The following is an 18,706-nucleotide window of genomic DNA, read 5'->3' as shown; positions in this document are numbered from 1 at the left end:
AAATGACGAACAAATCACTTTGCCTCGCCAGCGAAGCTTTCCTATCGTGGCGACCGAACCGGAGCATTCGATGACATTGAACACCAGAGGGCTGCGCGCAGCACTTCTTGCCGGCGCGCTGGCGCTCGCGGCGCAGGCTCCGGCACGGGCCGCTGACGAAGCCGAGGTCAAGGATTTCCTGCTCGACAACGGCATGGAAGTGGTCGTCATTCCAGATCACCGCGCCCCGATCGTCACCCATATGGTCTGGTACAAGATCGGCAGCGCCGACGAGCCGCCCGGCAAATCCGGCATCGCGCATTTCTTCGAGCATCTGATGTTCAAGGCGACAAGCAACCACGCCGCCGGCGAGTTCGACCGCGCCGTGGCCGACATCGGCGGCTCGAACAACGCCTTCACGTCCTACGACTACACCGCCTTCCATGAGACGGTACCGCCCTCGGCGCTCGAGCAGATGATGGGGTTCGAGGCCGACCGCATGCGCAACCTCGTCCTCACCGACGACGTCATCAAGACCGAGCGCGACGTGATCTTGGAGGAGCGCCGCTCGCGCATCGACGGCGATCCTCAAGCCGTGCTCGACGAGGAGGTCGACGCGACGCTCTGGCAAAACCAGCCCTACCGCATTCCGGTGATCGGTTGGATGCAGGAGATGGAACAGCTGAACCGCGAGGACGCCAAGGCATTTTACGACACCTTTTACCGGCCGAACAACGCCGTGGTGATTGTCGCCGGCGACGTCGATCCGGACGCGGTGAAGGCGATGGCCGAAAGGACTTACGGGAAGGTCGCGCGCGGGCCGTATCTGCGGCCGCGTATCCGCCCGGTCGAGCCGGAGCAAAACACACGGCGCACCGTGACGCTGACCGACGCGCGCGTCTCGGTGCCGAGCTTTTCCACGCAATGGGTGGTGCCGTCCTATCATACCGCCAAGCCCGGCGAGGCCGAGGCGCTCGACCTTCTGGCCGAGATCCTGGGCGGCGGCAACCGCAGCCGTCTCTACCAGCAGCTGGTGGTCAAGCAGGGCATCGCTTCGGAGGCCGGTGCGTTCTTCCAGGGCACCATGCTCGACGCTACCAACTTCACCGTCTATGGTTCGCCGCGCGGCGACGCCAGGCTCGGCGACGTCGAGGCGGCTGTCGATGCCGAGATCGCGCGCATCGCCAAGGACGGCGTGACCGATGACGAGCTGGAGCGGGCCAAGACCCGCTACGTCCGCTCGATGATCTTTGCCCGCGACAAGCAGGACGACATGGCCAATATGTACGGCTCGACGCTCGCCACCGGCGGCAATGTGAAGGATGTTGAGGAATGGCCGGATCGCATCCGTAAGGTCACCGCCGCGGAGGTCGAGGCTGCAGCCGCCCGCTACCTGGTGCTCGACCGTTCCACGACCGGCTATCTCTTGCCGCAGCAACAGGCGGGGAATTGATGATGAGCTTGCTTCTTGGACGGACGAGCGCCTTCCCTTCTCCCGCAAGGGGGGAAGGGAAGGTCTACCGCGCCTTCGCCACCCTCTGCTTTGCGCTCTTCTTCCTGCTGCTGCCGGCGCTGGCTGCCCGCGCCGAGATGAACATACAGGAGGTGAAGTCGAAGAAGGGCATCACCGCCTGGCTGGTGGAGGACCATTCGATCCCGCTCATCGCCATCCGCTTCGTCTTCGACGGCGGCACCGCGCAGGACCCCGCCGGCAAGGAAGGGCTGGTCAGTTTGATGACCGGCCTGTTCGATGAGGGCGCCGGCGACCTCGACAGCGAGGCCTTCCAGATGAACCTCGACGATGCCGGCGCCGAGATGAGTTTTCAGGCGGCGCGCGACGGCACCTATGGCTCGATGCGCATGCTGTCCGACCAGAAGGACGAGGCTTTCGGCCTGCTGAAGCTGGCGGTGAACAGCCCGCGCTTCGACCCGGCGCCTATCGACCGCATCCGCGCCCAGACACTGTCCGGCATCCTCGCCAATGAGCGCGATCCCAACACGATCGGCCAGCAGCGCTGGCTGCGCGCGATCTATGGCGAACATCCCTATGCGCGACCGGACCAGGGCACCAAGGAGAGCCTGGCCACCATAACGGCCGCGGATATCAAGGCCTTCCACAAAGCGAATTTCGCCCGCGCCGGCCTGCACGTGACGGTGGTGGGCGACATCGACGCCGCGACGCTGAGCGGCAAGCTGGACGAGGTGTTCGGCGACCTGCCGCAGCAGCAGACGCTGACGCGGGTGGCGGACGTGACGCCGAAGCTCGGCCAGCAGCTGGAGGTGAATTACGACCTGCCGCAGACCTCACTGCAGCTTGCCTGGCCTGGCGTGAAACGGAGCGATCCCGATTTCTATGCCGCGGTGCTGATGAACGAGATCCTGGGCGGCTCGACATTCACTTCGCGGCTTTACGAGGAGGTGCGCGAGAAGCGCGGCCTAGCCTATGGCGTCAGTTCCGATCTCGTCGATCACGAGCATTCCAACGCGCTGCTGGTGACCACCGCGACGCGCTCCGACCGCGCCGCCGAGACGCTCGCGATCGTGCGCCAGGTGGTGAAGGAGATGGCGGAGATAGGGCCGACCGAGGAAGAGCTCGCGGCGACCAAGAAATACATGATCGGCGCCTACGCTATCAACAACCTGGACTCTTCCAGTTCCATTGCTGCGACGCTGGTCGAGCTGCAGCTCGACAATCTCGGCATCGACTACATCAAGCGCCGCGCCGCGCTGATCGACGCGGTGACGCTTGCGGACGTCAAGGCGGCGGCAAGGAAGCTCCTGTCGGTAGACCCGGCGGTTATGGTGATCGGTCCGCCGCTGGTGCAGGTGGCGGGGGCCCACAAGGGATGAGCCCGACCTTCGCGGTTGCCTTCGGCGGCGGCGGCGCGCGGGGACTGGCGCATATCCATGCCATCGAAGCGCTGGACGAGCTCGGCATCAGGCCGGTGGCGATTGCCGGCTCCTCGATCGGCGCCATCATGGGCGCCGGCATGGCCGCCGGCATGCGAGGGGCGGAGATCCACGACTATGCTCGCTCGGTCCTCGGCAGCCGCGCCGAGGTGGCCGCGCGCATGTGGCGCTCGCGGCCGGGCACGATCGCGGAGGCCATGCAGGGCGGCATCCGCGTCGGCCAGTTCAACATCGAGCGCATCTTGAAGGCCTTCCTGCCAGAGGCCATCCCCGCGACCTTCGAGGAGCTGAAGGTCCCGCTCAAGGTGACGGCGACCGACTATTTCGGCCACAAGCTCGCGGTCTTCACCCAGGGCGACCTGCAATCGGCGCTGGCGGCTTCGGCCGCCATTCCGGCGGTGTTCCGCCCGGTGACGCGCGACGGCCGCGTGCTGATCGACGGCGGCATCTACAACCCCGTGCCCTTCGATCTCGTGGCGAGGGACGCCGACATCGTCATCGCCATCGATGTGGTCGGGGCACCGAGCGACGTCGAGCGCAAGCACCCGACCACGATCGACCTGATGTATGGCGCCACGCAACTGATGATGCAGTCGATCACCGCCAACAAGCTGCGGCAGCACCCGCCGGCTATCCTGATCCGCCCGGCCGTCTCGAAATATCGCGTGCTCGATTTCCTGAAGATCGAGACGCTGATGGCCGACACCGTCGAGATCAAGGACGAGCTGAAGCGCGCTGTCGAGAAGGCGGTGGAAGTGCATGGCGCCAACGCCGGCGAGAAGGCGGTGTGAGGGAACAGCCAACATGGCAGATCGTTTCAAAAAAGGCGTCGGTCTTGGTTGGCCGCATTTCTATGCGGATGCAATTTATCCACATGCACGTACAAGTACGCGTATTGTCATTAACTCTTCTTCGAATTCGATGTTGACGCACTGCGGTAGAGTTAATAATGTCCTAATATAAGAGTAGCGTGAACAGTCTCCCGACCGGCAACAACGAGTCACAGCGCTACTGGGGTAGGGGAAACGCAACGCGGCGATAGCCGTCGTAGCCATCATCATTGAGCCACCACCTGTCTGTGAATCGCCGCGCTTGCGCTGGCCATTCGCGGCCGGGAGCGAGGGGTTGCGGCTTGGTGCACTGATCACTCTCACCTCACGTAACTGAGCGCCGAATGCCAACCAGGTTTCGGCATGGGGTAGTCAGCCGTCTGTCGGACGGCCAATGAGCAGGTGCCGCGTGCGTCTGCCGGGGGAAAAAAGATGGCCACGACTGTTGGCACAAGCAGCAACGATAATCTGGTTGGCGGCAGCGGAGCCGATGTGCTGTCCGGGGGCGATGGAAGCGACCGCCTGAATGGCGGATCAGGCGCAGATACGCTCGATGGAGGCAGTGGTTTCGATACAGTCCTGGGCGGATCCGGGGCGGACACGCTGATCTATCGAGCATGGGAAAATCAGTACCAAATTGGTGGCCAGGTTTACGGCACGGGCACAACGGCCGGACAAACGACCTTTTCCGGCTACGATGTCTATGACGGCGGGAACGGAAGTGCTGCCAAAGGCACCGCGGAGATCGATAAACTTGTCATCTATCTAAGCAATGATCAGCTGAATAATGCGTCGTTCATGACGGCGTTAAATAATGAAATAGCTCAGTTTCAAGCTTTTATTGTGGCCAATTCAAACGCAAATACCGGCCAAGCGGGTCAGGCAGAATTCACCTTCACCAGCATCAATCTGAAAGTCTCCGCGATCGAGCAGGTCTTCGTCGCGTGCGATCCAGGCTCGCCTGTCGGTGTTAATGACACCAACGGCACGGACGAGGTGCGCGAGGCCGGCGTTGGCCCGGGCAATACACCCGTTGCAGGGGATCCCACAGCCATAGGCAATGTGCTGTCCAACGATACGGATGCCGACGACGGCCAGGCGTCACTCGTCGTGTCGGCGGTCCGGACAGGTACTGAATCCGGATCTGGAAATGCGGGCACAGTCGGATCTGCACTGGTGGGCACCTATGGCTCATTGATCCTGCATGCGGACGGAACCTATACCTATACGCTCGACAACACCGATGCGGACACCAACGCGCTTGCGCAGGGCGTCACTGTCACCGAGGTGTTTACATATACTGTACGTGACCCTCACGGGCTGACGGATACCGCGCAACTGACCATCACGCTGACCGGCACCAACGACGCGCCGACCGCGGTCGCCGACACCAATGCCGGCCTTGAGGACAGCACCATCACCGGCAGCGTCGCCGCCAACGACGGCGATGTCGATGACGGCGCGCTGCTGACTTATGCGCAGGTCGGCTCGGTCGCCGGCCTGACCATCAATGCCGACGGCTCCTACAGCTTCGACGCCTCCAATGCCGCCTATCAGCACCTGGCCGAGGGCGCCACGCTGCCCGTGGTCGCCAGCTACACCGTCACCGACGAGCACGGCGCATCGGCAAGCTCGACGCTGACCATCACGCTGACCGGCACCAACGACGCGCCGACCGCGGTCGCCGACACCAATGCCGGCCTTGAGGACAGCACCATCACCGGCAGCGTCGCCGCCAACGACGGCGATGTCGATGACGGCGCGCTGCTGACTTATGCGCAGGTCGGCTCGGTCGCCGGCCTGACCATCAATGCCGACGGCTCCTACAGCTTCGACGCCTCCAATGCCGCCTATCAGCACCTGGCCGAGGGCGCCACGCTGCCCGTGGTCGCCAGCTACACCGTCACCGACGAGCACGGCGCATCGGCAAGCTCGACGCTGACCATCACGCTGACCGGCACCAACGACGCGCCGGATGTTCATGTTGTAGCAACTGGGACGCCGGACACCGCGTCGACGACACTGACGGAGACAAACGCTGGATTGACGGCCAACGGTACCTTGACGGTAACCGACGCCGATCTTGCCGACACGGTCAATTCCTCGGTCACAACCGTCGTGGCATCGGGGACGACAGCTGGCCTCGGCCTGACCAACGCCCAGCTTCTCGCAATGCTGGCTGTCGCACCAACATCGGGCTTGGCCGCCAACCCGACCGATACCCACAACCTCAACTGGACTTTCAACTCCGGCACCCAGGCCTTCGATTACCTTGCTGCAGGCCAGTCCCTGACGCTTACCTATACCGTCCAAAGCACTGACAACCACGGCGCATCGGACACTCAAACCGTGACGATCACGGTGAATGGCACCGACGATGTCAGTTCAACGCTGATCTCCTCTGTCGTAGACGGCAGGCAGGGAAATAACGCTACACCAAGCACCGTAACGATAACGTTCACTTCGGCCGTCAACACAAACTTTGTTAACCTCTCAGACGTGATGCACGTTTCCGGCCTCCCGAATGTCAGCGTCATAGACGGGTCGGGAACCTTCAACGCAGCCCATACCCAATACACCTTTCAGGTGGATAAAGGTGCCGGGAGCAACAACGGCTCATCCTATACACTTACGATCGACAGTGGGGCCTTTTCGGATTCGGCAGGACACACAAACGCTGTGAAAACTACAAGCGGCCTCAAGCCCGCCGGCACGGCCGGCGAGCCGATCAATCTTGCGCTGACCGACCCCTCGGACGGTGCGCTCGTCACAGTCACGGTAAAGGACGTGCCTTCCGGCTGGACCATTGATGGCGCGACGCAGAATGCCGACGGATCCTGGACGGTGCAGACCAATGCCGTCCACGAACTAACCGTCACCACGCCCGCCAGTTTCGCCGGCGCGGTGGTGCTCGATGTCTCGATGACCTGGACCAATGCTGACGGCACGACAGGCAGCGTCTCGATCGCCGACAATGTCGAGGCCTATGCGCCGGGTTCGCCGATCTTCGCCTGGTCGGGCGACGACGTGCTGACCGGCTCCAGCGGCAACGATCTGTTCGTGTTCTCGCAGCCGATCGGCAACGATACCGTGCACAGCTTCGATGCGGCGGCCGACCAGATCGACCTCGTCGGCTACTCCGGCTTCCAGAGCTTCGCCGACGTCCAGGCGCATACCGCCGACGACGCCAACGGCAACGCGGTGATCACGCTCGGCGACGGACAGTCGATCACGATGGACGGCGTGCATTCCTCAGCGCTCGGCGCCGGCAATTTCGCCTTCGACCAGACGCCAGTGGTGAACAACACCGGCACGATGACGATCGGCGACGGCGCGCTGCTGCCGCTGAGCGGCACCGTCAACAACAGCGGCCTCATCTCGCTGAATTCGACCGGCAGCGAAACCCTGCTGCAGGTCATCCAGCATGGCGTGACGCTGCAGGGCGGCGGGCAGGTTGTCCTCTCCGACAGTGGCTTCAACATCATCTCCGGCACCGGTCCGGGTGTCACGCTGACCAATGTCGACAACACCATCTCGGGCGCCGGCCAGCTGGGCGATGGCATGCTCAGTCTCGACAACAGGGGCACCATCATCGCCTCGGGCACCAATGCACTGGTCATCGACACCGGCGGCAGCGTCGTCGCCAATTCCGGCATGCTGGAGGCGACCGGCTCGGGCGGCCTGGTCGTCGCCGGCGGGCTGGCGAACTCCGGCATGCTGTGGGCCAATGGCGGCAACATCGCCGTTCAAGGTGAAGTTACCGGCGAGGGCGATGCCACGATCGGCAATCTGTCTAAGCTCGAATTCGGCGGCGCCTCGTCGACGGACGTCACCTTTGCGCAGGATGCGGCCGGCACGCTGGAACTCGACGATTCCTTCGACTACCGCGGGCGGATCGGCGGCATTACCAATGACGACAAGCTGGACCTGAACGACATCTCTTTCGGCGCCGGCACGACGGTCAGCTACCAGGCGAGCCAGGATGGCAGTGGCGGCACGCTGACCGTCTCGGACGGCGCGCACAATGCCATGCTGCATTTGCTCGGCGCCTACGATGCGAATGGCTTCAAGCTCGCCGATGACGGCGAAGGCCATACGGTCGTGACCTACAATCCGGCGGACTTCACGCTGACGGGCATCGGCAGCGGAACGAGCGAGTTCGCCTGAAACCGACAGGCGGGCCGCCGGCAGCGGCGGCCCGCCTACTTCTGTGACCTGATGACCTGACGAGTATCGAGTGGGGTTTTGGAATTGAACGCCAAGCCTAGAATTGTGAAGGAAGCGCTTCGCGCCTGCCGCCGCTATTTCCTCTTTGCGGCGGCATTCAGCCTGGCGATCAATCTGCTCTACCTCGCGTCTCCGCTCTACATGCTGCAGATATACGACCGGGTGGTCACCAGCGGCAGCGAGACGACGCTGGTCATGCTGACGCTGGTGCTGCTCGCCGCTTTTCTGGCGCTGGCCGGTCTCGACCTGGTGCGCGCCGCGATACTGACGCGGGCCAGCGCGCGGCTCGACCGGCTGCTTTCGGCGAAGATCCTCGCGGCTTCGGTCGAGACCCCGTCGCAGGGTGCCTCGCAAAGCCAGCCGATCCGCGATTTCGACACGTTCCGGCAGGTGATCACCGGCAGCGGCATCCATGCGCTGTTCGACCTGCCATGGTCGCCGATCTACATCGGCATCATCTTCCTCCTGCATCCCTGGCTTGGCTTCTTCGCCCTGGGCTCATCGCTGCTTCTCATCGCCATGGCGGTGCTCAACGAATACATCGTTCGCGCGCCGCTGAAGCAGGCCAACGACCTTGCCACGGCCAACTACAATTTCACCGAGATGAGCCTCAGGAACGCGGAAGTTGTCCGCGCCATGGGCATGATCGACGGCCTCGTCCGCCGGTGGGGGCGTGACCGGGGCCTGGCGCTGCGCCAGCAGGGGCAGGCCAGCGACCGGGCAGCGCTGATGTCCGGGCTGATCCGCTTCATGCGCCTCACCATGCAGTCGCTGATCCTCGGCCTCGGTGCCTATCTGGTGATCGAGCGGCAGATCTCCGGCGGCTCGATGTTCGCGGCGAGCCTTCTTTTGGGCAGGGGACTGCAGCCGGTCGAGCAGATCGTCGGCCTTTGGCGCAGCCTGATCCTGGCGCGGGCCGCCCTTGGCAGGGTCGAGAAGCTCCTCGATGGCGGCGCGCAAGGCGAACGTTTGTTCAACCTGCCGAAGCCCACCGGCAAGATCGCCGTGGAGCAGCTCAGCTTCGCCATTCCCAACCTGCAGAAGGTGCTGCTGCGCGATGTCTCGTTCCGGCTCGAGGCCGGCGAGGCGTTGGGCATCGTCGGGCCTTCCGGCGCCGGCAAGTCGACACTCGCGCGTCATCTCGCCGGCATCATGCAGCCGAGCCGCGGCACGGTCAGGCTGGACGGTGCCGACCTGACACAATGGGGCAGGGAAGCGCTCGGCGACCATATCGGCTACCTGCCGCAGGATATCGAGCTGTTTTCGGATACGGTCGCCGCCAACATCGGCCGCTTCAAGACCGATGTCGACCGCGAGGTGATCGAGGCCGCCCGGCTTGCCGGTGTGCATGAGATGGTCATCCGCCTGCCGCAGGGCTATGAGACGCAGATCGGCGAGGGCGGGGCGGTGCTGTCCGGCGGTTACCGGCAGCGCATCGCGCTTGCGCGCGCCGTGTTCGGCATGCCGAACCTCATCGTGCTCGACGAGCCGAGCTCCAACCTCGATGCCGATGGCGATCGCGCGCTGGCCGAATGCGCGCTGGAGCTCAAGCGCTGCGGCAGCACGGTCATCATCGTCTCGCATCGGCCCTCGACTTTGGCCAATGTCGACAAGATCCTGCTCTTGAGGGATGGCGCGGTCGAAGCCTTCGGCATGCGGAACGAGATCGTGGCGCTGCTCAACCAGCGGGCAGCACCCATGGCGGTGGCAACCCAATGACCGACATCGCCGCCACTTACCGCAGCCTGTCCGGCACCGAAGACGCGGGCGCCAACCCGGATTCGATCCGGGGACCGGTCTGGGTCGGCGTGCTCATCATCGCTGCCTTCTTCGGCGCGTTCGGCGGCTGGGCGGCGATCGCGCCGCTCAACGGAGCGGTGCTCGCGGACGCGATTGTGAAGGTCGAGGGCAACCGCAAGAGCGTCCAGCATTTCGACGGCGGCACGGTGAAGGAAATCCGGATCAAGGACGGCGACATCGTCAAGGCTGGCGATGTGCTGGTGGTGCTCGACGACACCCGCGCCCGTTCCGAATTCAATCTCTACTCCCAGCAATATGCGCTCCTGCGCGCCACCGATGCCCGCATCCGTGCGGAGCTCGACGGCCATGAGGCGGTCGCCTTTCCGAAGGATATCACCGCCGAGCACCAGGCCTATCTGCAGGACGCGATGGCCAACCAGATTGCCGACCTCGAGAGCCAGCGCGCCTCGATGGCCGGCGCCAGGCAGATCCTGCAGAAGCGGATTGCCGAACTGGAAGAGCAGATCGACGGCAAGCAGGCGCGCGTCGAATCGTTCCGCGCGCAGCTCAAGTCGACGATCGACGAAAAGGCGGGCCTCAACAAGTTGCTGAAGGCCGGCCTGACGACGAAACCTCGCATCCTGGAACTCGACCGCTCGGCGTCCGATCTGCAGGGCCTGATCGACCAGGCGCTCGGCGAGATCGCCGGAAACCGCCAGAGCAAGGCGGAGCTCGAAAGCCAGATTGCGCAGCTCACCAACGAGCGCCGTGCAAAATTGTCCGCCATGCTGATCGAGACCCAGTCAAGCCTTGCCGATCTGGTGCCAAAAATGTTTGCAGCGCAGGCCACGGTGGACCGCGCCGAGGTGCGCGCGCCCTATGACGGCCAGGTGATGGACCTCACGGTCTTTTCGACCGGCGCGATCGTCGCCCCCGGCCAGACCATCCTCGATATCGTGCCGACCAGGAATTCGCTGATCGTCCAGGCGCAGGTCAAGGTCGAGGACATATCCAGCCTGCGCGCCGACATGACTTCCGAGGTCCGCTTCACCTCCTACAAGCAGCGCACGACGCCGGTCATCCACGGCCGGGTTACCCATATCTCCGCGGACCGCGTCACCGATGCCAAGACCGGCTTTCCCTATTATGTCGCCGACATTGCGGTGGATCAGCAGGAACTCGCCGCCGCTCCGCAGATCCAGCTCTATCCCGGCATGCCGGCGCAGGTCATGATCGTGACCGAGGAACGCACCGCGCTGGATTACATTCTGGGGCCGCTGACAACGTCACTGCATACGGCGTTCCGGCAGAAGTAGCCGTTATTCCCGAGCCAGATCTTCGGCCCTCTTAGGCGCATACTCCAGCGCCACCACGCCATTGCTGAACGGCGCGGCGGAGACCAGCTCCAGCGCAAGCGGCTTGTCGGACGGGAACAACGGTTTGCCCTGGCCGACGGCGCCGGGATAGACAAGCAGCCTCAGGCGGTCGACGAGGCCGTGGCTGAGCAACTGCCGGGCAATGCTCAAGCTGCCGTGCACATAGATGCTTCCGCCGCTCTCCTGCTTCAGCTTGGCGACCGCTTCGGGCAGGGGGCCGGCAAGCAATTCCGCCGGCTGCCAGTCGAGCGCCTTCAGGCTGGTCGAGGCGACATATTTCGGCAGCGCGTTGAAGCGGTCGGCGAAGTCCCCGGTTTCGGAGGGCCATGAGCCGGCAAAGATCTCGTAGGTCGTGCGGCCGAGAAGCATGGCGCCGCTGTCGGCAAGCTCGTCCGCCTTGAACGCGTTCATCTCGTCGTTCCAGGTCACGCCCGGCAGCTTCTCGACCTCGGCGATGCCGTCGACGCTGATGAATTCGGTGACGATAAGCTTTCCCATGGCGGTCTCCTTCTTTGTCAGAGGACGAACCGCGCGGGCCTTCTGCGACACGCTCCGTGAAAAATAGCGCGCCGCGTTTTTGGTTGGTCGATGTCGGAGGTGAGCGTCGACCTGATGCGCCAATTGATGATCGTGTCGATCATCGCCAACAACTGCCGCCTTTGGGCCTTTTCCAGACCTTCGCAGAAAGGAGGATTCCTTTGCCAAATGCGTACAGCTCACCGAGCGAATCCGACACTCGCGATCCCAATTCCCCCCACCAGGATCAGGCTCACGGCCCACGCAATGTCGAGATTGAACCAGCTTTGTGAGATGAACTTGGGTCCGAGCCATCGATAGACGGCAATGGCGAGGATGCCGCCACTTGCAATCATGGCGACCGTGTGGACCACGGAGACGGTGCCGGCGGTGATCAGATTGCCGGTCATGAGCGTGGCGGCCGCCTGGTGTCCAGCGTCAGGTTCCCCCGCCTGGCACAGACCCAGATAGATCGGCACCAGCATCAGCCCGGCGCCATGCGCGGTGGCGGCCGCAAAGGACCACAAGGCCAGTTGCGCCGGCGGGATACGGGCAAGAACACGCGGGTGGCGCCGGTTGATCAGGAGATAGATCCCGGCTGCGATCACGATCAACCCCGCCGCGATGCGGATCTGTCGTTCCCAGACAATCAGCGTCAGCATCGCGCCGAAGGGCAGCAGGATGCCGATCATTGCTGCAAAGTGTCCCGTCGCCAGAAGGCCGAGCGCCCGGAACAATGCGCCGGTACGTCTGTCCAACAGTCCGGCCGAGACGGCCAACGGCCAGCCCATGCCGGGATTGACGCCGTGATAAATGCCGCTGGCGATGACGGCCAGCCAGAGGCCGGCCGTCGTCCACTCGCTCATCGCTTCATTCACCCGAGCCGTCGGCTACACCGACGGATAGCAGAATGAATCCGTCGAGCAATCGCCGCCTTCCAGACGAATCTGGTGCGATCGATACCCCTCGGGGAACTTGACATAAAAGTCCTTGTCCAGGGTGATCCCACCGTTCTCGCCGACATCGGCCTTGACCATGGCTGCCGGGATGCCATCGGGATAGAACTGACCGTCCCAGGTCGAATAGAGCGAGTTGGTCCAGTAAACGCGTTTGCCGTCGCGGCTGATCTCGACCATCTGCGGTCCGCCCCTGTAGTCGCCGCCGCCGGGATGCCTGGTCTTGCGCGTGATGCCGCCGATATGGACGGACCCTGCAAGCTTGGGCTTCATCGGATCGGTCACATCATATTGGCGCATTTCGCCGGTGCCCCAGCAGGATACGTAGAGGAAGCGGTCATCGAGCGACAGGTCGATGTCGGTCACCAGCGGCGGGACCGCCTCAAAACCCTGCAGAAGCGGGGGCAGGTCATCTTTCACAGCTGCCTCGGGCGGGATGGTCGCCGTCTTTTCGGAATGGAATTTGCCGTCCTCGCGCCACCATGTCCAGATCGATCCTTCGAGGTTTGTCGTGTCGACGACCACTCCAATGAAACCGTATTCCTTTACCGGGTCATGGGCGGGCCGGACTTCCAGTGCCATCTGGTGATTGGCTCCCAGATCAATGGTCTGCACGTTCCTGCGTTCGCGCAAATTCCAGAAATGCACCCGGTGTCCGTATTTGTTCGACAGGAGGTCTTCCGGGACGATGCCGTTCTCGAACTGGGGCGGAAGTGCCCACTCGCTCGACACCATGTAGTCGCGTGGCAGGTTCCACCAGAAATCATACTGCTTGTCCTGCGGTCCGCGATCGATCTCGTAGCGCCCGATGACATCGAACGTCTGGCAATCCATGACGAAAATGCCGGGAGGCCCAATGGTGCCGTCGGGGCCACCGCCGCCGAGCGTCGAAACATAAATACCTTCCGGCCCGCAGTGAATCGTATGCGGCCTGGAATAGCCCGTCTTGGCGAACACTTCCTCCGGCTCGATGATCTTGTGGATCTTGGCCTTGGTCGCTCCGCCCTTGGTGTCGATTATGTAGATGCGCGAGGACCGCATGCCGGGAATGATCAGAAAGCGGCGCTCGAGAAACGCGTGGCCGCTCAGCGGCGAAAGGGCCGAAGAGCAGGCGTTCCAGCCGAAATGGTGAAACTCGTCGCCCTTGTTCGGCATGATCACGCTGTGGACGACCTTGCCGTAGTCCTTCGACTTCGGGTTTACGTCAACGATTGCTAGTCCATCGGGCTGAGAGAAGTCGGCACTCAACATCAAAGCGTAGGCAAAGTTTTCGACTGGCGCTTGCATTGCGAGCTTGGCAGTCGCGTGAAAAGTCGGGTCTGGCCGTACGGTCATGTCGTCCTCCCTTGGCGGATTGAGCAACCCGTCCGACAATCAGGGGCAGACCTGTGATGCGCTTGGATGCCCGCCGAAATCGTCGGGGCGCCTTGTTTTTCGCACGCTGTTTGGTGCGGCTTTTTGAAGAATCTCACGGATTCTGGAGAACTGCAATCTCGACTTCCGCGACGCCTCTCTGGGTGAAGAGCGCGTTGCCCGAGGATGGACGAGCCGCGGACGGGACTGCCGTCAACATTGGTGTCGGCAACGCACCCGGCGATTGTGGCGCGGCTTGGATCCAAGCAGGAAGCGGGGCGGGTTGGAACAGCGGGTCAGGGTTGCTAATCGCATATGGTCAGAGGACAAACCGCGATCGGCGGTTTTGCGCCGATGTCGGCCGTTGAGGTCAACTTTACCTCTGCACGAGAGCGGACATTGCCCGCAATCACGCTAGACAAAAGGTCGCGGTTGCCGCCAAGCGGGCATTCGAGCTCTGCGTCGACGTCGGCTCGGCACGCAGCCTGAGGCGTGAACACATGCCATTTTTGCCTACTGAACGACGACAGGGGGCAACCTTTGAGCTTTCAGCAAAGCCGAACGTCCCTTGCGCCAGGTACCAGGTGGAATGCCGACGAACTTTTTGAAGGCGCGATTGAACGCGGCCTCCGACTCGTAGCCGACCTCAGCTCCCACCTGCGCGATGCTGACATCGGGCCGTTCGAGCAGGCGTCCCGCCAGCTGCAGACGCCAGCGAGCAAGATACTGCATGGGCGAGACCTCGACGTAGTGGCTAAAGCGGCTCGCAAATGCAGTGCGCGAGAGCCCTACGTCGCGGGCGAGACGGTCCAATGTCCATTCCTCCGTAGGGCGTGCGTGAATGAGTCGGAGCGCCTCGCCGACGTGCGGATCGCGAAGGCCGGACAGCCACCCACGCGAGTCCTCTGGCAGGGTCTCAAGATAGCCGCGGATGACCTCGACAAACATCAATTCGCTCAACTTGGCGAGGACCGTTTCGCCACCGGCGCGCCCGCTGCCACCCTCAGCCAGCGCCTGGCGAAACAGGTCAGTAACCCAGCTGCTGCCGTCGGCAGGTTTGCGGGCGCACAATATGGCCGGCAACGCGGCGAGCAGGGGATTGAATGGACGCGCATCGCAGCCAAGGTACCCGCAAATGAACCGGGTCCGCTCGTCTCCACCACCGCCATGAACCACTGCGAACGGCAGGTGCTCATCTATTGGCCGATAATACATCGCCATGTTGGGTTCGCCCCGCGCCCCAGGCGAGGAACTCATGACATTCGGAGCGCCCCCAGGAAAGACGACAACATCACCGGCGTTCACGCGTACTGCGGACACAGAATCGTCTCCCAGCGCGGCCCAGCACGATCCAGACATCACGGCATGAAAGGAAATGACGTGCTCAGCCTCCGGCATGATGGCGGCGGCAATCTCGGCGGTCCCCGGCGATTCACCGACCCAGGGAGAACTGGCGTCGATATCGAAATAGATCGCACCCGTCAGGCGAACGGCTCGGAGCACATCGGATAGGACATCCATGCACTACACCTCCGGAAACGATCGACTACTCCCTTAATGACGAGTTTTTCGGCCGCACATCTCCAACTATCCAGCAATATGGCCATATGAGCAAGCGCGCATATGCGTGATCCTACTCTGAACGATCGGGCAATAGAATTGGACGATGTGGCATTTGCGGGAACACCCCAGGGAACTAGCGTTCATCGACCGGCCGACAGGTTCGGTAGGGAGGAATATCATGAACGACGAAGACATCACCAAGTTCGCGGCAAGCCTGCGGGGAGAAGTCATCCGCACCGGCGACGCCAGCTATGACGAGGTCCGCAAGCTGTACAACGGCATGATCGACAAGCGGCCGCTCATTATCGCTCGCTGTGCCGACGTCGCCGACGTGATAACAGCGGTGAATTTCGGCCGCGACAACAAGTTGCTGGTTGCGGTACGTGGCGGCGGCCATAACGGACCGGGATTAGGAAGCTGCGACGACGGTCTGGTGATCGACCTGTCGGCGATGAACGGCGTGCGCGTCGATCCGGACGCCTGTACGGCGCGGGTAGGCGCGGGCTGCACTCAGGGCGACGTCGACCACGCCACCCATGCCTTTGGGTTGGCTGTACCGGCGGGCATCATCTCGACCACCGGGATCGCCGGACTGACGCTGAGTGGCGGCCACGGCTATCTGACGCGCAAATACGGCCTGACCATCGACAATCTGATCGAGGCCGATGTCGTGCTTGCCGACGGCAGCTTCGTCACCGCCAGCAAGGAACGGGACCCCAATCTGTTCTGGGCGCTGCGTGGCGGTGGCGGCAATTTCGGCGTCGTCACCAGTTTTGTGTTCCAGCTTCACCGGGTCAACATGGTCTTTGCGGGGCCGATCGCATTTGATCAACAAAACGCCCGCACCATCATGCAGCGTTATCGCGAGTTCCTGCCGGACGCGCCCGAGGAACTCGGGATCTTCCTCGGGCTCAAGACGATCCTCTCGAGCGCGCCGTTTCCGGAAGAGTTTTGGGGAAAGCGGATGTGTCTCCTGATGTGTTGCTATAGCGGTCCGGAGGAAAAGGGGAGGGAGGCTCTAGCCCCGCTCATCGATGCGCTCCCCGCGCCTTGGTTCAATTGGATGGGAACGATGCCCTATCCCGCCGTGCAGAGCATGTTCGACGGCCTCTACCCGAAGGGGATGCAGTGGTATTGGCGGGGCGATTTCGTCAAGACACTGTCTGACGCGGCGATTGACGCTCATCTCAAGCAGGCGGCGAAGACGCCGAGCGAGCTATCGCTCATGCATCTCTACCCGATCGATGGCGCCGTCCATCGCATCGGCAAAGACGAGACAGCTTGGAATTGCCGTGATGCGACCTGGTCGATGGTTATCGCAGGGATCGATCCGGACCCACAGAAAGCGGGGCCGGTGACGCGGTGGACCAAGGCCTATTGGGAGGCGGTGCATCCGTTCGATCTGGGTGGCGCCTACCTGAACTTCATGATGGATGACGAGGGCGATGCAAGGCTCAAGGCGGCTTATGGCGACAACTACGAGCGCCTGGCTACGTTGAAGAAGACATACGACCCGAACAACCTCTTCCGGGTGAACCAAAACATCCGGCCGGCTGCCTGACGGGCGGCCGCTCGTCAGGCGGACCGGCGTCACATCCTAAGTGACCCTCCGTAATATTAGGAGTATCTTATGTCTTCGGCGCGTTCTAGATCCTAGGGCAGCAGCCAACTCCAAAGAGCGGGAGCTGTTCTCGTTGCGAACGCGCCGGCAAAATCTGCGCTCGCTAAGGATTGCGTTGTCCGGCACAGCGCACTGGATGTACGATCGCGGATTGATCAGCCTTTCCGACGACCTGGAAATCCTGATCTCGCGACAGGTCAACGACCTCGACAGCGTGCAGGGGTTCATAAACAAGACGCGCCGCGCGCTCTCGCCGAACCGACAGTTTGAGCGCCCGCACCCTCGTTTCCTGCAATGGCACCGCGAGTACTGCTTTAAGCAATGAGGTAGCCCGGCACCCGACCTAGGTCGACCCCAATGTTCGGCGCCGCGCAACGGATGATGCGGTCGATAATAGCCAACAAAGCGGACGTAGGCGCATCAAATCAGGCGGTTGCTTTCCGCAAGTTGACGCGCCCGCCGCACTGTGCCGTCGGTATCGGCGATCTTTCGTCTTGCGGCTTCGTCGCTTCTGATCGCCAGCCGCGTTGAAAGGACTTTCGGAGACTTGACGATCGGCTCGATCGTTACGACCGGAGCGTCCGGGGTTTTCATAAATCTCATGGACATTGTCCCTTTCAGGTAAAGATGAAGGCAGGCGCGGAGGGGATGTCCGCTCCGGCAACTTATGCACGGCGATAAAGTTAGTTTCGTACGATCCAGGCCAGCAGTGCCAATTCAAAATCGGAATTGCCGGTATAGTCGCGGATCAAAAGCGCGGTCGTATACTTGCCACGGATCCTCAGGGATCTGATTTTCGATGACCGATGTTCTGAAGGCGTCGCGCAGGATATGCAAGTCAGCGGCCGGCTTCTTCCCGCCGCTTGGCGTCTTGATCGTTCAGCCGGCCGACCATCTCGTCCGCTTCGCCGGCATTGATACCGACCATGATCTTGTGATCGGACTCGGCGGGCTGGCCGGTGAAGACATCGAAAACGGTCCAACTGTCCGGATGGTCCATGCGAAGCGCGTAGCGGTTTGCCATATTCGCGTCCTTTCGTTTTCGCCCGCCACCGACGATATCGATCGGTTCAGGCCTGCAGAATGAAAAACACCGCCGCCAGGACAACAACTGTCCACAGCACCACGCCCAGCTTCAAAGCCAGGCCCCCGTGCGCCGAGAGGCCCTCCCGTATGCGAGCTACCACGTTCTTCATTCTTCTGGATATGGCCGGCGTCGCCGCAATGGCGACCGGCGGCTTGACCCCAAGCCTGCCGAATACCGGAAGCAGCGTGGGCTCACGCACGGGCTGCTCCTGACGCCACGGTCGGTCTCAGTATCCCATTCCGCCCATGCCGCCGCCGGGTGAAGGCGCGGTATCCTTGGCCGGAATGTCGGTGATCATGGCTTCGGCGGTGATCAAGAGCGCAGCGATCGAGCCGGCATCCTGCAGCGCCGTGCGCACCACCTTGGCCGGGTCGACGATGCCGGCCTTGATCATGTCGACATAGACCTCGTTCTGGGCATCGAAACCTCGATTGTGATCCTTGCTGTCGGAGAGCTTGCCGACGACGACCGACCCCTCGACGCCGGCATTTTCGGCGATCTGCCGGATTGGAGCCTCGAGCGCCCTGAGTACGATGGAGATGCCGGCG

15 protein-coding genes and 1 pseudogene are annotated in these 18,706 nt (G+C 62.7%); 8 read left to right on the top strand and 8 right to left on the bottom strand.

Annotated features, from left to right (window positions below):
• Nucleotides 1-70 precede the first annotated feature (70 nt).
• The 6 genes from EH240_RS31555 (at nt 71) to EH240_RS31525 (ending at nt 11,002) form a co-directional block, all read left to right on the top strand.
• Entirely contained in the window at nt 71-1,432 is a 1,362-nt protein-coding gene (locus EH240_RS31555) for a M16 family metallopeptidase (protein ID WP_125005894.1), read from the top strand.
• Between the two features lie 2 nt (nt 1,433-1,434).
• Complete coding sequence (locus EH240_RS31550; RefSeq protein ID WP_167484247.1) at nt 1,435-2,829, top strand: M16 family metallopeptidase; 1,395 nt, start codon at nt 1,435-1,437, stop codon at nt 2,827-2,829.
• Entirely contained in the window at nt 2,826-3,680 is an 855-nt protein-coding gene (locus EH240_RS31545; protein WP_125005890.1) for a patatin-like phospholipase family protein, read from the top strand. Before EH240_RS31550 ends, EH240_RS31545 begins: the two co-directional genes overlap by 4 nt.
• Nucleotides 3,681-4,121: 441 nt before the next feature.
• Nucleotides 4,122-7,886, top strand: coding sequence for a beta strand repeat-containing protein (locus EH240_RS31535; protein ID WP_167484246.1), 3,765 nt, complete (start codon nt 4,122-4,124; stop codon nt 7,884-7,886).
• Nucleotides 7,887-7,970: 84 nt separating this feature from the next.
• On the top strand, nt 7,971-9,665 hold the full coding sequence (locus EH240_RS31530) for a type I secretion system permease/ATPase (protein ID WP_125005888.1): 1,695 nt from the start codon (nt 7,971-7,973) through the stop codon (nt 9,663-9,665).
• Nucleotides 9,662-11,002, top strand: coding sequence for an HlyD family type I secretion periplasmic adaptor subunit (locus tag EH240_RS31525; RefSeq protein ID WP_125005886.1), 1,341 nt, complete (start codon nt 9,662-9,664; stop codon nt 11,000-11,002). Before EH240_RS31530 ends, EH240_RS31525 begins: the two co-directional genes overlap by 4 nt.
• Before the next feature lie 3 nt (nt 11,003-11,005).
• On the opposite strand, the gene EH240_RS31520 is transcribed toward EH240_RS31525, so the two are convergent.
• The 4 genes from EH240_RS31520 to EH240_RS31505 all read right to left on the bottom strand — a co-directional run bounded on the left by EH240_RS31520 (nt 11,006) and on the right by EH240_RS31505 (nt 15,408).
• Nucleotides 11,006-11,560: a dihydrofolate reductase family protein gene (locus tag EH240_RS31520; protein WP_125005884.1), complete on the bottom strand. Its 555-nt coding sequence runs from the start codon at nt 11,558-11,560 to the stop codon at nt 11,006-11,008.
• Between the two features lie 218 nt (nt 11,561-11,778).
• Entirely contained in the window at nt 11,779-12,444 is a 666-nt protein-coding gene (locus EH240_RS31515) for a hypothetical protein (protein ID WP_125005882.1), read from the bottom strand.
• Between the two features lie 24 nt (nt 12,445-12,468).
• Nucleotides 12,469-13,869 carry a selenium-binding protein SBP56-related protein gene (locus EH240_RS31510; RefSeq protein ID WP_125005880.1) on the bottom strand — a complete coding sequence of 467 codons (1,401 nt, stop codon included), beginning with the start codon at nt 13,867-13,869 and terminating at the stop codon, nt 12,469-12,471.
• A 531-nt stretch (nt 13,870-14,400) separates the two neighbouring features.
• A complete protein-coding gene (locus tag EH240_RS31505) occupies nt 14,401-15,408 on the bottom strand; it encodes an AraC family transcriptional regulator (RefSeq protein WP_125005878.1) in 1,008 nt (335 codons plus the stop codon).
• A gap of 220 nt (nt 15,409-15,628) precedes the next feature.
• Here EH240_RS31505 and EH240_RS31500 point away from each other — a divergent pair, with 220 nt between their 5' ends.
• Nucleotides 15,629-17,011, top strand: coding sequence for an FAD-binding oxidoreductase (locus EH240_RS31500; protein WP_125005876.1), 1,383 nt, complete (start codon nt 15,629-15,631; stop codon nt 17,009-17,011).
• A gap of 169 nt (nt 17,012-17,180) precedes the next feature.
• Nucleotides 17,181-17,396: pseudogene (locus tag EH240_RS31495) on the top strand (HNH endonuclease); the annotation flags it as partial.
• A 95-nt stretch (nt 17,397-17,491) separates the two neighbouring features.
• On the opposite strand, the gene EH240_RS31490 reads toward EH240_RS31495, so the two are convergent.
• From EH240_RS31490 to EH240_RS31475, 4 genes are all read right to left on the bottom strand, one after another.
• Nucleotides 17,492-17,674, bottom strand: coding sequence for a hypothetical protein (locus EH240_RS31490; RefSeq protein ID WP_125005874.1), 183 nt, complete (start codon nt 17,672-17,674; stop codon nt 17,492-17,494).
• A gap of 235 nt (nt 17,675-17,909) precedes the next feature.
• Complete coding sequence (locus EH240_RS31485) at nt 17,910-18,095, bottom strand: hypothetical protein (protein WP_125005872.1); 186 nt, start codon at nt 18,093-18,095, stop codon at nt 17,910-17,912.
• Nucleotides 18,096-18,141: 46 nt separating this feature from the next.
• Nucleotides 18,142-18,357 (bottom strand): hypothetical protein, encoded by a 216-nt coding sequence (locus tag EH240_RS31480; RefSeq protein WP_125005870.1) that lies wholly within the window; start codon nt 18,355-18,357, stop codon nt 18,142-18,144.
• Nucleotides 18,358-18,384: 27 nt separating this feature from the next.
• The coding region (locus tag EH240_RS31475; RefSeq protein WP_281035188.1) for a TCP-1/cpn60 chaperonin family protein at nt 18,385-18,706 on the bottom strand (322 nt) is incomplete at its 5' end.

It is taken from the genome of Mesorhizobium tamadayense (assembly GCF_003863365.1).
Lineage (GTDB): Bacteria > Pseudomonadota > Alphaproteobacteria > Rhizobiales > Rhizobiaceae > Mesorhizobium > Mesorhizobium tamadayense.
The sequence above is the reverse complement of the archived record's forward strand: the minus strand, read 5'-3'. Positions and strand labels throughout refer to the sequence as shown.

Excerpts from the sequence above, each read along its gene's own strand:
- EH240_RS31555 (WP_125005894.1), top strand. The coding sequence starts at position 71 with ATGACATTGAACACCAGAGGGCTGCGCGCAGCACTTCTTGCCGGCGCG.
- EH240_RS31550 (WP_167484247.1), top strand. The coding sequence starts at position 1,435 with ATGAGCTTGCTTCTTGGACGGACGAGCGCCTTCCCTTCTCCCGCAAGG.
- EH240_RS31545 (WP_125005890.1), top strand. The coding sequence starts at position 2,826 with ATGAGCCCGACCTTCGCGGTTGCCTTCGGCGGCGGCGGCGCGCGGGGA.
- EH240_RS31525 (WP_125005886.1), top strand. The coding sequence starts at position 9,662 with ATGACCGACATCGCCGCCACTTACCGCAGCCTGTCCGGCACCGAAGAC.
- EH240_RS31520 (WP_125005884.1), bottom strand. The coding sequence starts at position 11,560 with ATGGGAAAGCTTATCGTCACCGAATTCATCAGCGTCGACGGCATCGCC.
- EH240_RS31515 (WP_125005882.1), bottom strand. The coding sequence starts at position 12,444 with ATGAGCGAGTGGACGACGGCCGGCCTCTGGCTGGCCGTCATCGCCAGC.
- EH240_RS31510 (WP_125005880.1), bottom strand. The coding sequence starts at position 13,869 with ATGACCGTACGGCCAGACCCGACTTTTCACGCGACTGCCAAGCTCGCA.
- EH240_RS31505 (WP_125005878.1), bottom strand. The coding sequence starts at position 15,408 with ATGGATGTCCTATCCGATGTGCTCCGAGCCGTTCGCCTGACGGGTGCG.
- EH240_RS31500 (WP_125005876.1), top strand. The coding sequence starts at position 15,629 with ATGAACGACGAAGACATCACCAAGTTCGCGGCAAGCCTGCGGGGAGAA.
- EH240_RS31490 (WP_125005874.1), bottom strand. The coding sequence starts at position 17,674 with ATGAGATTTATGAAAACCCCGGACGCTCCGGTCGTAACGATCGAGCCG.
- EH240_RS31485 (WP_125005872.1), bottom strand. The coding sequence starts at position 18,095 with ATGGCAAACCGCTACGCGCTTCGCATGGACCATCCGGACAGTTGGACC.